This is a genomic window from Pseudarthrobacter sp. NPDC059871 (assembly GCF_042731175.1).
Lineage (GTDB): Bacteria > Actinomycetota > Actinomycetes > Actinomycetales > Micrococcaceae > Arthrobacter.
Genome location: NZ_JBHWJV010000003.1, coordinates 181,186 through 195,301, shown reverse-complemented (window position 1 = coordinate 195,301; position 14,116 = coordinate 181,186). Strand labels below are relative to the sequence as shown.

At 66.1% G+C, this 14,116-nt stretch carries 10 protein-coding genes; 6 read left to right on the top strand and 4 right to left on the bottom strand.

Going from position 1 to position 14,116, the window contains the following annotated elements; translation table 11 throughout:
- Positions 1-160 precede the first annotated feature (160 nt).
- A complete protein-coding gene (locus ACFV4R_RS05995; protein WP_377201478.1) occupies positions 161-2,176 on the top strand; it encodes a beta-galactosidase in 2,016 nt (671 codons plus the stop codon).
- Between the two features lie 68 nt (positions 2,177-2,244).
- Here ACFV4R_RS05995 and ACFV4R_RS05990 read toward each other — a convergent pair whose 3' ends face one another.
- The gene (locus ACFV4R_RS05990; RefSeq protein WP_377201479.1) at positions 2,245-2,469 is read right to left on the bottom strand and encodes a hypothetical protein; all 225 of its coding nucleotides are present in this window, start codon (positions 2,467-2,469) and stop codon (positions 2,245-2,247) included.
- Positions 2,470-2,883: 414 nt separating this feature from the next.
- On the opposite strand from ACFV4R_RS05990, the gene ACFV4R_RS05985 reads away from it, so the two are divergent.
- Positions 2,884-4,188 carry an HNH endonuclease gene (locus tag ACFV4R_RS05985; RefSeq protein ID WP_377201480.1) on the top strand — a complete coding sequence of 435 codons (1,305 nt, stop codon included), beginning with the start codon at positions 2,884-2,886 and terminating at the stop codon, positions 4,186-4,188.
- A gap of 206 nt (positions 4,189-4,394) precedes the next feature.
- On the opposite strand, the gene ACFV4R_RS05980 is transcribed toward ACFV4R_RS05985, so the two are convergent.
- From ACFV4R_RS05980 to ACFV4R_RS05970, 3 genes are all read right to left on the bottom strand, one after another.
- Positions 4,395-5,750, bottom strand: coding sequence for an ABC transporter substrate-binding protein (locus ACFV4R_RS05980; RefSeq protein WP_377201481.1), 1,356 nt, complete (start codon positions 5,748-5,750; stop codon positions 4,395-4,397).
- 264 nt (positions 5,751-6,014) lie between these two features.
- Complete coding sequence (locus ACFV4R_RS05975) at positions 6,015-6,956, bottom strand: carbohydrate ABC transporter permease (protein WP_377201482.1); 942 nt, start codon at positions 6,954-6,956, stop codon at positions 6,015-6,017.
- Positions 6,946-7,890: a carbohydrate ABC transporter permease gene (locus ACFV4R_RS05970; protein ID WP_268156156.1), complete on the bottom strand. Its 945-nt coding sequence runs from the start codon at positions 7,888-7,890 to the stop codon at positions 6,946-6,948. Before ACFV4R_RS05970 ends, ACFV4R_RS05975 begins: the two co-directional genes overlap by 11 nt.
- Before the next feature lie 366 nt (positions 7,891-8,256).
- On the opposite strand from ACFV4R_RS05970, the gene ACFV4R_RS05965 reads away from it, so the two are divergent.
- The 4 genes from ACFV4R_RS05965 to ACFV4R_RS05950 all read left to right on the top strand — a co-directional run bounded on the left by ACFV4R_RS05965 (position 8,257) and on the right by ACFV4R_RS05950 (position 13,952).
- Positions 8,257-9,525, top strand: coding sequence for an ABC transporter substrate-binding protein (locus ACFV4R_RS05965; protein ID WP_377201483.1), 1,269 nt, complete (start codon positions 8,257-8,259; stop codon positions 9,523-9,525).
- Positions 9,526-9,606: 81 nt separating this feature from the next.
- The gene (locus ACFV4R_RS05960; RefSeq protein ID WP_377201484.1) at positions 9,607-10,749 is read left to right on the top strand and encodes an acetylxylan esterase; all 1,143 of its coding nucleotides are present in this window, start codon (positions 9,607-9,609) and stop codon (positions 10,747-10,749) included.
- Positions 10,750-10,776: 27 nt separating this feature from the next.
- On the top strand, positions 10,777-12,843 hold the full coding sequence (locus ACFV4R_RS05955; protein WP_377201485.1) for a DUF6807 family protein: 2,067 nt from the start codon (positions 10,777-10,779) through the stop codon (positions 12,841-12,843).
- Positions 12,840-13,952: a M24 family metallopeptidase gene (locus ACFV4R_RS05950; RefSeq protein ID WP_377201486.1), complete on the top strand. Its 1,113-nt coding sequence runs from the start codon at positions 12,840-12,842 to the stop codon at positions 13,950-13,952. Before ACFV4R_RS05955 ends, ACFV4R_RS05950 begins: the two co-directional genes overlap by 4 nt.
- The last annotated feature ends 164 nt before the right edge of the window (positions 13,953-14,116 follow it).

The window sequence follows — 14,116 nt, the reverse complement described above, 5'->3', positions numbered from 1 at the left end:
AATGTGTGCAATCCCTGATCTCATCTACAACGTAAGTAGTGAGCTGGCTTACACGGCTTCTGAAACGATACAATATCCGCATTCCGGGAATTGGGCAAGCGTTTTCCAATCCGCAGGTTTTCCCATCCCGTTCCACCGGTTCAGCAGACATAGGAGTCCCATGGCAACGCAGGAAATAAACGGTCCGGCCAGCGTTTGGAGCAACGTCGAAGGCCTTGGATTTGGCGGCGACTACAACCCTGAACAGTGGCCCGTGAGCGTCCGGCTGGAGGACCTTGAACTGATGCAGGAAGCCGGCGTGAACTTCCTGAGCGTCGGAATCTTCTCCTGGGCGCTGCTGGAACCGGTTGAAGGCCACTACGATTTCGGCTGGCTTGATGAGGTACTCGACAACCTCGCAGGGATCGGTGTCAAGGTAGCCCTCGCCACCGCAACCGCCGCTCCCCCGGCGTGGCTGGTCCGCAAGCATCCGGAAATCCTGCCCGTCACGGCTGACGGAACCGTGCTGGGACCGGGCTCGCGGCGGCACTACACACCGTCGTCGGCCGCCTACCGGCGCTACGCCACGGGCATCACGCGGGTCCTCGCCGAGCGCTACAAGGACCACCCTGCGTTGGCGCTCTGGCACGTCGACAACGAGCTGGGTTGCCACATTTCCGAGTTCTACGGCGAAGAGGACGCGGCCGCCTTCCGCCGCTGGTTGGAACGGCGCTACGGCACCATCGGCGCCCTCAACGCGTCCTGGGGCACCGCCTTCTGGAGCCAGAACTATGCGTCGTTCGAGGAGATCCTGCCGCCCTCGGTTGCCCCCAGCACACTGAACCCCGGGCAGCAGCTGGACTTCCAGCGCTTCAATTCCTGGGCGCTGATGGACTACTACCGTGAACTCGTGGCCGTGCTCCGCGAGGTGACCCCGGGCGTTCCCTGCACCACCAACCTCATGGCTTCCAGCGCCACGAAATCGATGGACTACTTCGGCTGGGCCAAGGACCTGGATGTCATCGCCAACGACCACTACCTCGTGGCAGCCGACCCCGAACGGCACATTGAACTCGCGTTCAGCGCGGACCTGACCCGCGGCATTGCGGGCGGTGACCCGTGGATCCTGATGGAACATTCGACGTCGGCCGTCAACTGGCAGCCCCGCAACCAGCCGAAAATGCCCGGCGAAATGCTGCGGAACTCACTGGCGCACGTGGGCCGCGGCGCGGACGCCGTCATGTTCTTCCAGTGGCGGCAGAGCTTCGCGGGATCCGAAAAGTTCCACTCCGCCATGGTGCCGCACGGCGGCCGGGACACGCGGGTGTGGCGCGAGGTGGTGGACCTGGGGGCGGCGCTGAAGCTGCTTGAACCGGTCCGCGGTTCCCGGGTGGAGTCCCGGGCGGCCATCGTGTTCGACTACGAGGCGTGGTGGGCCAGCGAGATCGATTCCAAGCCCAGCATCGATGTGAAGTACCTGGACCTGCTGCGGGCGTTCCACCGTTCGCTGTTCCTGAAGGGCGTCTCCGTGGACATCGTCCACCCGTCGGCGCCGCTCGAGGGGTACGACCTGGTGCTCGTCTGCACGCTTTACGCCGTGTCCGACGCCGATGCCGCCAACATCGCCGCGGCAGCTTCTGCCGGTACCACCGTCCTGGTCAGTTACTTCAGTGGCATCGCGGACGCGCAGGACCACATCAGGCTGGGCGGGTATCCGGGAGCTTTCCGGGACCTCCTTGGCGTGCGGGTGGAGGAGTTCCACCCGCTGCTGGCCGGGTCGCAGCTGAAGCTCGACGACGGCACCATCGCTTCGGTGTGGAGCGAGCACCTGCACCTGGCCGGCGCCGAAACCGTTCAGGCTTTCACGGAGTATCCGCTGGAGGGCGTCCCGGCCCTGACCCGCCAGTCCGTGGGCAGCGGCGCCGCCTGGTATCTCGCCACCTTCCCCGACCGCGACGGCATCGATGCACTGGTGGACAGGCTGCTTGCCGAATCGGGCGTCTCCGCTCTTGCCTCAGCTGACGCCGGCGTTGAGCTGGTCCGCCGGCGCTCGGACGGCGGGCAGGGCTTCCTGTTCGCCATCAACCACACCCGCTCGTCCGCCGCCGTTTCCGCCACCGGCACCGACTTGCTGACCGGAGAGCCCTTTGGCGGGTCCGTTCCGGCGGGCAGCATCGCGGTGATCAGGGAGGGCTAGGCACCTTCGCTTTATCTACGTACGACGGCGGCGCCTCCTTAGGCGCCGCCGTTTTGCTTTCGTGTGCGTCAGGGACGGAGGCCTGGACATAACCGACTCTTGGCAGCGTCCTGCTCCAGCCGTACCGTGGCGGCATGTCGATGTTCCTGGATGCGGTCGGGGCTGTCATCCAAGCCCTGGCCGAAGCGGTCGCCGAGCTTCTCTGGCCGGGCGGCGAAGAAAGGCAGCAGGACGAGGACGTCCCGGAACTTAGCCGTTCCGGTCCCGGATGGCAGCACCTGCCGGACGGCCATGGTCGTTCTGCTTCGGGTTGCAGCATCTGCTTCCGGGGGTTTTCCACATAGGGCTTTGGGGCGTCGGAAATGACAGTGGGTGCTGGAAGACTTTGGGTCATGGAGACGGCGGGTGTGGCGGCAGCGGACGCGGGGCATGCCAAAGCCGTGCGCTTTGACGGCGTCCATCCGGCTGCCGGGGACGCGTTTGTTGCCCATGTTTTTTCTCCTGCCCTCGCCAGGTCCGCCAGTCCCCAAACCACTCTCGTCCGGCCGGCCAACGCGCCGGCCATCGTGCCGGCTTCGGCCGCCCGTGTTCCTTCGCCTCCGGGACCCCGCCCGGCCACAGGCCACTCGTCAGGCGATGGTGGCCCGAGTGTGGTTGATGCGTTGGGGATTTTGGCGGTGGTGCCGGTTGCTGGTGATGGTGCGGGGATGATTGATCAGCTTCGGCAGTTGGAGGATGTGAAGGCTGTGGCGGCAGCGAGACAGGCCGAAATCACTGTGGCTTTTGATGCTTCGCAGCGGCGGGAGCAGGCTGCTGCCGGTGTGCCGGCCGGGGAGCAGGGTGCCGGGGTGGGGGCTCAGGTGGCGCTGGCGCGGCGGGAGTCCCCGTCCCGGGGTGGGCGGCTGCTGGGACTGGCGAAAGCCTTGACTGGGATGCCCCGCACGTTCGCGGCGTTCCGGTCCGGGCGGTTGAGTGAGTGGCGCACCACCTTGGTCGTGAAGGAAACCATCTGCCTGTCCGTGGAGGACCGGGCGGGGGTGGATGAGGAGCTCGCCGCCGATACCGGAGCCTTTGATGGTGCCGGGGACCGGACCATCATCTCCGCGGTCAAGGCCGCCGCGTGCCGGCGGGATCCTGCGTCCGAAGCCAGGCGGGCCGCCAACGCGGTGGGTGGACGGACGGTCAGCCTGCGCCCGGCGCCGGACACCATGGCCCGCCTGACCGCGCTGCTGCCGGTGGCCGAGGGCGTGGCGGTCTTCGCCGCTCTCACCAGGGAAGCCGGCACCCTGCGTTCCTCCGGGGACTGCCGGTCGACGGGTCAGGCCATGGCCGACACCCTTGTTGAACGGATCACCGGGACTTCGGGCGGGATCAGCGGGGTCCAGGTCCAGCTCGTCATGACCGACCGGACCCTCCTCCAAGCCGACACCGAACCCGCCCGGCTCACCGGGTACGGCATCGTCCCGGCCCAATGGGCCCGCGAACTCGTCGCCGGAGATCAGCCCGGTTCCGGGCTGGCTGTCTGGGTCCGGCGGCTCTACACCGCTCCCGGCAGCGGGGAGCTCATCGGTTTGGACTCCAAGGCCCGGCTCTTCCCGGCAGGGCTCAAACGCTTCCTCCAGATCCGTGACGACACCTGCCGCACCCCGTACTGCGACGCACCCATCCGCCATCACGACCACATCAGCCCCTGGCACCACGGAGGCGACACCACCGCTTCCAACGGCCAAGGACTCTGCGTAGCCTGCAACCACACCAAAGAAAGCCCCGGCTGGTCAGCTGCAGCAGCCTCCAATCCCGGAGCACGCCACACTGTTCAGCTCCGAACCCCCACCGGCCACACCTACCACTCCACCGCACCACCGCTTCCCGGGACGGCCTTCACCCACGCCAGCAGCCCGGACAAACGTACGGCCACAGCGCGAGCCCCGGCGCGGACACCCGGCAAGCCCCCGCCACCACGACCATCCGTCCAAGTCCTGGGCCGAGTCATCCAAGCCAGCGTTCCCTGACGCAGGAACACGCTGACTGAATTTTCAAGGCAAGCCCGGGAGCGCACGCCCGTGACAGCCCCGGCTTAAACAGCTCCGTCCCGGGAGAAACCAAAGGTTCCTGCCGGGACGGAGCTGCCACCCGCCGTCGGACGCCTGGCCGGAGGAGGCTTCCTGCCAGGCTGCCCAGAGCCGTGTTGGCGGCGTGAAATCTGATTGTTGCGTGGTTAGCTGCTGATGGCCGACTTCATTTCGTCGACGGCCTTCTTGCCTGCTTCATCAGTGGACAGCCGTTCGAAGAGCACCTCGGAGGTGTACCGCTTGATGATCTCCTGGATGGCGCCTGCACCCTTCGGCGGCGGGGCCGGAGCCTCACCGAGCTCGCCCTTGATCTGGTCAATGAACTTGACAACCTTCACGTCGGCCGGGGTCAGCTTGGATTCGATCGCAGCACGGACTTCCGAGTTGGGGTAGACGCCACGGTCGGCCAGGAGGGTCTCGCCGGCCTTGACGTTGTTGGCCAGGAAGTTGATGAATTTGGCAGTTTCCTCAGGGTGCTTGGTCCGGGAAGATGCGGACCAAAACTGGGATGCCTTGTACCAAAGCCCGGCGTCGGCAGATGATCCGGTCTTGGAGGGGAACCGCAGGATCTTCAGGTCCGCACCGGATGCCTTTTCAAGGGCGGGTGCCTGGTTGGACCACCAGAATGCCAGCCCGTTCTTGCCGGTGGCCAGGCCGCTCTGGTCCAGCGGTGCTGCCTCGGCCTCAACCACCTCGGATGCGGACGGTACTGCCTTGTTCTTGCTGAGCTCTTTCAGGAATGCCCACCATTCGCTGATGTCGTTGGGCTCAAAGCCGAGCTTGCCGTCGGAGGTGTAGAGGGACTTGCCGTTCTGGCGGAGCCAGACACCCAGGGAAGCCTCGTCGGTGCCGTAGGCGGCAGCTCCGTAAGTGCCCTTGGGCGACTTCTCAGTCACCTCGGCAGCGATGCGGCCAAAGTCTTCCCAGGTCCACTTGGAGTCGTCCGGCAGCGGAACACCGGCAGCCTCGAACACCTTGGGGTTGGCCAAGATGGTGGCGGCGTTGATGCCGGCAGGAATGCCCGTCAGCCCGTCGTCGCCCTTGCCGGCGTTGAGGGCGGCTTCGTCCAGCTTGGACGTGTCGATGTCGTACTTGGACAGGTCCAGCAGCGCGCCGCGGCTGGAGTATTCGGTGATGTACTTTTCGTCCATCTGGATGATGTCCGGTGCATCATTGGCGGCCACCTGGGTGGCCAGCTTGTCCCAGTACCCGCTCCAGTCGCCGAACTCCGGCTTGATCTTGATCTTGGGGTTCTCTGCTTCGAACTGCTTGATGGCTTCCTGGGTCAGCTGGGCACGCTTATCGCCGCCCCACCAGGAGAACCGGAGCTCGACCGTTCCGTCGGCACTCTGCGGGGCGGATCCCCCGCCGCAGGCGCTGAGGGCCATGACGACGGCGGCTGCCGCGGCGACGGCGCCCGTCTTGCGGAAGCGGCGGGCCGGGCGGGAGGAAGGGGTCTCTGCAGGCTGCCGGGCAGCTGCAGGACGAGGAAATAGCGGCACTGGGTACTCCGATCTTCTTTGATCTGTGGTGCTGGGGATGATGTTCGTAAGTGCTGTGATGCGAGCGGAAGGGCGTTTCCGGGAGCCCGGGAACAGATAAGGGAAAACGCTTTCTAGATGCAATGCTACAAGTGCCTAACTTGTAGTACAAGATGTCCGGGCAAGATCTTTTGTCTCGATTAAGCAGCGGGTCGCCACAGGCAAGGGGAAACGGCCCGCCACAGGGGACGGGCCGTTCGAAGGTACTGCGTGAAGCGTGTGTGGTTATTTGATGCCGGTGGTGGCGATGCCTTTGATGAGGAATCGTTGGCCGAAGAGGAAGACGAGGAAGACCGGGAGCAGGGACACGATGGACATCGCGAACAGTGAGCCCCAGCTGGTGGCGGACTGGGAGTCCACGAAGGCGCGCAGGGCCACGGGGACGGTGAACATGTCCGGGTCCGTGAGGTAGATCAGGGCGCCGAAGAAGTCGTTCCAGGTCCAGATGAACGTGAAGATGGTGGTGGTGGCCAGGGCCGGGACCATCAGCGGCAGGATGACCCGCAGGAAGATCCGGGGGTGGCCGGCGCCGTCGATCCTGGCGGCTTCGTCCAGGTCCTTGGGGATACCGCGGATGAACTGGACCATCAGGAACACGAAGAACGCGTCCGTGGCCAGGAGTTTGGGGACCAGCAGCGGCCAGAAGGTGTTGACCCAGCCGATCTGCGAGAACAGGATGTACTGCGGGACGATGACCACGTGGAACGGGAGCATGATGGTCAGCAGCATGATGCCGAAGAACAGCTTCTTGCCGGTGAACTGCAGCCGGGCGAACGCGTAGGCGGCCATGGAGCACGAGATCAGGTTGCCCAGGATGGACCCGATCACCACGATGGCCGAGTTGATCATGTAGTGGCCGAACGGGTGGGTCAGCGCGGACCAGCCGGAGGTGTAGTTGCTCATCTCCAGGCTGTTCAGCCAGAGGCCGGGTTCGCGGAAGATCAGTTCGTTGGGCCGCAGGGACGAGACGACCATCCACAACAGCGGGTAGATCATCAGGCCGCCGGCGAGGATGAGGATGGCGTGCTTCATCAGTGACTTGGTCCGCTGCGCCCGGCTGAAGGCCAGGGTGCCGCGGGACTCGCGGGGCTTGCGGTGGTTCGTAGGCTTGCCGGATCCTGCGGACTTCTTGTCCGAGTCGGGCAGCGTCTCCAGGTTAGTCGTCATAGAAAACCCAATACTTAGAAGCGATGAAGTTGATGGCGGTGAAAACACCGATGATGAGCAGCAGCACCCACGCCATGGCGGACGCGTAACCCATATCGAACTGGCCGAAGCCCTTCTGGTACAGGTACAGCGTGAAGAACATCGTCGAATCCGACGGGCCGCCGTTGCCGCCCGAGACGATGAACGCCTGCGTGAACGACTGGAACGAACCGATGATCTGCAGGACAAGGTTGAAGAAGATGATCGGGCTCAGCATCGGCATCGTGATCCGCCAGAACTGCTGCAGCGTGGACGCACCATCGACCTTCGCGGCCTCGTAATACATCACCGGGATCTGCCGCAGGCCCGCCAGGAAAATAATCATTGGGGCACCGAACGTCCACACGTGCAGCAGGATGATCGAGCCCAGCGCGGTCCCGGGATCAGAGATCCAGCCCGGACCCTGGATGCCGAACATCGCCAGGACCTGGTTCACCAGGCCGGTGGTGCCGAAGATCTGCTTCCAGAGAATGGCCACCGCAACCGAACCACCCAGCAGGGACGGCAAGTAGAACACCGAACGGTAGAACGGCAACCCGCGCAGGCCCTTATCCAGCACCAGCGCGATCAGCAGCGCCACCGCCAACTGCAGCGGGACACCGACGAACACGTACGTGAACGTCACCCGCAGCGAGTTATGCAACCGCGCATCCGAAAGCATCCGGATGAAGTTATCCGCCCCGGTCCATTCCGGGGGCTGCAACAGGTTGTAGTCCGTGAAGGACAGGTACAGCGACATCAGCATCGGGCCGATAGTGATGGCCACCAGGCCCACCAACCACGGCAACAGGAAAATATAGGCTGCCTTGTTATCGCGGCCGTTGGCCTTCTTCTCCTCGGCAGTGGCCTTGCCCTTCCGCCGGCTGATGGAACTCAGTTCGCTGATCGCGCTCACTGCTGCTCCCCCGCCCCGGGCGTCAGGCCCGCCGCACCCGGCAATCCTGCCGGGCGCGGTGCCCTGGGTATGTGCTTTACGGCCATGTGGTCTCCTTTGGTCATCGTGGCCTCCACGTTGTGGTCATCGCCTGGGCGATGAGTGTCAGCTCCCCCGCGCCGTCCCGGCGCCGGCTTGGAAACCCGCTGGGACCGGCCGCAGGTGGTGCTGAATGAAAAGCGGCTCCGTACCAAAGTAAACGGTTTCTTGACTCCTGTATAGCCCTTTGTTAGTTTTTGAGAAAGCGTTTTCTGTAACGGGCATCACTCAACTCTAGATCACCACTTGAGGGGCAGGACAATGAGGTTTCGTCGGAAGAAGTCAGTAATGGGGGTTGCTGCGGCAACGGCGGTCCTGGCCTTGGCGCTGACGGGCTGCGGCAGCAGTCCGCAGGCCGCAAAGGTGGGCACGGCAGAGGATCCCGTGACCATCCGCTTTGCTTGGTGGGGCAACGATTCCCGCGCCAAGACCACCCTTGAAGTCATCAAGGACTTTGAAGCGGCCAACCCCACCATCAAGGTGCAGGGCGAGAACACCGAGTTCAGCTCCTACTGGGACAAGATGGCCACCCAGATCGCCGGCGGCACCACCCCGGACGTCTTTGCCATGAGCGGCTCCTACCCGAGCGAGTACGCGTCCCGCGGAGTGCTGCTGGACCTTGACAAGGTCAAGGACCAGATCGACACCTCGAAGTTTGCCGACGGCACCGTGGAACTGGGCCAGCTCGATGGCAAGCCGTACACCATCACGGCAGGCGTGAACGCCATGTCCATGGTCCTGGATCCCACGGTGTTCGAAGCCGCAGGCGTACCGCTGCCGGACGACGAAACCTGGACCTGGGACGACTACGTCGATATCGCTGCCAAAATCAGCAAGAACTCGCAAGCCGGCACGTTCGGCACCACGCCGATGTCCAACGATTCGTTCGTAGCCGTCTGGGCACGCCAGAGCGGCGAAGAGCTGTACACGGATGACGGCAAGAAGATGGGCATCAGCGAGGGCACCCTCGCCAAGTGGTTCGAGTTCAACAAGAAACTCATGGAAACCGGCGGCGCACCGTCCGCTTCGCAGACCGTCGAAGACGGCTCCGCCCAGCCGGAACTGACACTCATGGGCCAGGGCAAGCAGGCCATGAAAGTCTCGTGGAGCAACCAGATGACCTCATACTCGGGCGCTCCACTGACCATGGTGAAGCTCCCCGGCGAGAGCAAGCAGCCGGGCACCTGGCTGCGTTCCTCCATGGAATACGCCATCTCGGCCAAGTCGGCCCAGTCCAAGGAAGCTGCGCTGTTCATCAACTATCTGGTGAACAACATGGACGCCGCCAGCAAGATCAAGAGCGACCGCGGCATGCCCGCCAACACCGAGCTGAAGGCCGGCATCACTCCCCTGCTGAAGGAAACCCAGCAGAAGGAGGCGGGTTACCTGGACCGCGTTGCCGAGCTGAACGTTCAGCCGCCCAAGCCGTTCCCGGCAGGTTCCTCTTCCACGCTGGAAGTTTTGAACCGATACAACACCGATGTACTCTTCGGAAAGATTTCACCGCAGGATGCAGCGAAGGGCGTCATCAGCGAGGTCAACTCGAACCTGGGCTAAGCCCGGTACCGGCCGCGGTCAGCCCGACCGCGGCCGGTTCTTCTTCACCCCACGGCATTTCAGCAGACAGGAGGCAGGCCAGTGGCAGCCGATACAAAGGAATCAAGGCCCAGCGCCATCGCCGGCTTTGAGGACTGGCCGGCCTATGTCCGCGATCATCCGCGGTACGCCGCCGCCACCCCTGGCGCGCAGGGCCTTGCAGATGCGCTGGGGGTCCCCGGCGCATCCGGCCGGCCGGACGTCACGGTGCACTGGGAAGTTACGCACGACGACGTCACCACCTCGCAGCTCAGCTGGCAGTTGGGCTTCGGACCGCGGACCACGGGCTGGCTTGCGCGTCCGGCCGGAAGTACGGAAAGCCTGCCCGGCGTCCTGGCCCTGCACTGCCACGGCGGGAACAAGTTCGGCGGAGCAGACCGGCTGGTGGACCTCCCTGACAGCCACCCCTCCGCTGCCGCCGCCCGCGCAGGCCACTACGACGGCCGGGCCCTCGCCTCCGAAACCGCCCGCCAGGGTTTCGCCGTGCTGGCCCATGACTCCTTCGCCTGGGGCAGCCGCCGCTTCGACCTCTCAACCCCACCGTGGCGCACCGCCTCCGCACTGGAAGCGCGGCGGGCGCAATGGCGGCAGGACGGCGTCGTACCCTCCGAGGCGGACCTTTACAACGCGGCCGCCGGGTTTCACGAGGACACCGTCGCCAAGACCGCCGGACTGCTGGGCACCAGCCTCGCCGGCATGGTGGCCCACGACGACCTTGCGGCCCTGGACATCCTCGCCCACCTGCCCGGCGTCGATGCGGACCGCCTGGGCTGCGTCGGCTTTTCCGGGGGCGGCGGCCGGTCCCTGACCCTCGCCGCCCTGAGTCCCCGCATCCGCGCCTCTGTGGTGACCTGCATGATGACCACCTTCGAATCCCTGCTGCCCGCCTACCTGGACGCCCACTCCTGGCTGCTGCAGACTCCGGGCCTGTGGAAGCTGGGCGACTGGCCTGAACTCACGGGCCGCTCCGCCGCCCGGTTCCTGGTGCAGTACGCGCTGGCCGACGAACTCTTCCCGGAGGAGGGCATGCGCCAGGCCCACCGAACCTTGGAAGTCCTGAACGGCGGCGGCCGCTACACCGGAAGTTTCTGGCCCGGCGGCCACGTCTTCACCGCTGACATGCAGGACGAAGCCATCGGATTCCTGGCCGCGTCCCTTGCCCTTGCAGCGTCACCCGCCTCCTGACCACCCCAACCCCACAAGGACCCTTTGATGATTTCGCACTCCACCACCGCGGAACCGGGCAGCCGCCCCGAGGACCGTGCCGCTGCCGGCACCGCAGTCCCCCGCATTGCCCTGGTGGGCGTCCACGGCTTCGGCGAACGACACCTTGCCAACCTGGCCCGACTGGAAGAGTCCGGGGCACTGGAGCTCGTGGCCGTCGCCGATCCCAACCCGCCGGCGCCCGGCCGGCTCAAGGACACAGTGGCCATCTTCCCGGACCTCAACAGCCTCCTGGCAGCGCAGGAAACTGCCGAATCCCGCGCGGATATCGTTATTCTCGCCACCCCCATCCAGACCCACGCCCCGCTGGCCACCGCCGCCCTGGCTGCCGGGCTGGATGTGTACGTGGAGAAGCCTCCGGTAGCCTCGCTCGCACAGTTCAATGACGTCCTTGCCGCTGCGGAATCTGCGGGCCGGTTGGTCCAGGTGGGCTTCCAGAGCCTGGGCTCGCACGCGCTTCCCGCCATCCGGAACCTTGTGGAATCCGGCGGCATCGGCGAGGTGTTGGGCCTCAGCGCCAGCGGCCAGTGGGTGCGGACCAAGGCCTACTTCAAGCGGACCCGGTGGGCCGGCAAGCGCAGCCTGGACGGCATCGATGTGGTGGACGGTGTAGGCACCAACGCGCTGGCCCACGCCGTAGCCACCGCCCTGCACATGGCCGGGGCACACACGCTGGCCGATGTCGCCTCCGTGGAAACAGACCTTTACCGCGCGCATGACACCGAGAGCGACGATACGTCGGTGATCCGGGTCCGGACCGCCCACGGCACTACGCTGTTGTGCACCCTTACCCTGTGCGCTCCTGAGCAGGTGAACCCGTCCGTCACCGTCCACGGCACCCGCGGCGAGATCACCTTCTTCTACACCGAAGACGAGGTAGTGGTCAGCACGCCCGACGGCGAGCGTCGGGAAAAGTACGGCCGCACCGACCTGCTGGAAAACCTGCTCGATGCCCGCTCCAGCGGAGCCCCGCTCCTGTCCGCGGTGGCGGACACGGGCGCCTTCACCTCGGTCCTCGAAGCCATCCGCACGTCACCGGCGCCGGAGCCGATTGATTCCGCGCACATCACGTGGGAGGGCGAGGGCGACGACGCCCATCCCGTGGTGCACGGCGTCGTGGATCTTTTCGACCGCGCCGCCAAGGCGCAGGCTACCTTCGCCGAACTCGGTGTTCCCTGGGCCCGGAAGCTGCCGCCCGTCCGGACCCTGACCGTGGACGGGCACCCAGTGGCCGACTACCAGGACGGCAGCCACATCCGCGCCGTCTCCTCGCCGCGCCCCTACCTTCACCCCGTCCGCACCCTGGCCGGGACCGTGGTGACGGACCACCAGCCGTTGGACCACGTGTGGCACCTCGGCGCCGGCGTGGCCCTGCAGGATGTGGACGGCGTCAACTTCTGGGGCGGCCGCACCTACACCCGGGAAGCCGGGCAGTACGTCTGGCGGCCAGACCACGGCAGCATCGCCGTCACCGGCACAGACGCCGCGCAGGAAGGCCGGCTTGAGGAACGCCTGAGCTGGAACGGGCCCGACGGCGGCCCGGTCCTCGTGGAGGAGCGCCGCTGGAGCTGGTCCGGCGTCAGCGCGTCGGCCTGGCGCCTGTCCCTCGACTTCGCCCTCTCCCCTGCCGGAAACCAGCCGGTCAGCCTGGGCAGCCCGGGTTCCAACGGCCGCTTCGAGGGCGGGTACGGCGGATTCTTCTGGCGCCTCCCGGAATGCGGTGGCGCAACGGTGTGGTCACCGGCCGGAACCGGTGAAGCAGGGGTCCACGGCACGGTGTCCAGGTGGCTTGCCTGGACGGGCACGTTCGGTGCGGGAACGGACCGGACCGGCGACGCCACGCTCGTGTTCGTGGCCCCGGAATCATCCACCGATCCCTGGTTCGTCCGGGTGGACGGCTACCCCGGAGTAGGTCAGTCCCTTGCCTGGGACTCGCCTGTTATCGCAGAACCCGGCAGCCCTGTGCGCCGGAGCATTTCCGTCCTGGTGGCCGACGGCATCCTGGGCACAAACGACATCGAAGCACTGATCACTCAACAGGGGGACCTCTCATGACCCAGACAACAGCTGCACCGCCGCAGGCTGTCCGCACCGCCCCGGCCTCGGTGCGGGACCGCGCTGTGAAGCGCCGTCGGGTGCTGGACATCCTGGACGCTTCGGGCAAGGACGCCCTGCTCCTCACCACGCACACCGCCCTGACCTGGTACCTGGACGGCAGCCGGGTGCACATCAGCCTCGCCGGCGATCCCATCGCCGCGCTGCTGGTGGACCGTTCCGGCGACCATCTGGTGACGTTCAACAACGAAGCCGGACGCATCGCCGCAGAAGAACTGCCCGAAGGCGTGGCCCTCCACAGCGTGCCCTGGTACGGGAACCTCCACCAGGCCGCGGCCGCCGTCGGAAGCGTCCCCGGCGGATCCCTCCTGGCCGAGGCAGACGCCGCCACGGAACTGCGGGCGGCGCGCCAGCAGCTGCTCCCGGCCGAGAGCGACCGCTACGCCCGGCTGAGTGCCGACGTCGCCGCCATCATGACCGATGTGCTGTCCTCGGCACGCCCGGAGACCACGGAGTTCGAGCTGGCGTCGGCGCTGGCGGCCCGGGTGGTTTCCGTGGGCGCCGAGCCCCTGGTGCTGCTGTGCAACGGCAGCGGCCGCAGCGAGTTCCGCCACCCGCTGGCCACCCACGCACCGCTGGGCCGCCGCGCCATGGCGGTCATTTGCGCCCGCCGTGACGGCCTGGTTGCCAACATCACCCGCTGGGTAAGGTTCGACGCCGGCACACCGGAAGAGCGCGACGCCGAGTCCCGCATCGCGGCAGTCGAGGCGGACATTTTCGACGCGACGGTTCCCGGCGCCCGGCTGGACCGCATCTTCACCGAGATCCAGGCCGCCTACACCCGGCACGGCTTCGGCGCCGACCAGTGGGAACAGCACCATCAGGGCGGCCCGGCCGGCTACGCAGGCCGCGATCCCCGGGTTACCGCCGCGGCCACGGACACCGTGGTTCCCGGCCAGGCCTTCACGTGGAACCCATCCGGCCCGGGAGTCAAGATCGAGGACACCGTGCAGCTCACGGAGAACGGGCTCCAGGTCCTGACCGTCGATCCCCGCTGGCCCGCCACCACTGTGAACGGGCTGGACCGCCCCGCGACCCTACAGCTGTAAGGCAAACGCGCGCTCACATCATGTGCTTAAACCCCAAACGCCCGCTCACCAGTGGCCGCCAATTCGGCACCCGGTGAGCGGGCGTTTCGGTTATACCGCCATCAAGCGAGCGGGCGTGTCAGGGATGAGCCGGCGTCGTGTCAACGCTGCCGCTGTAAGGCAAA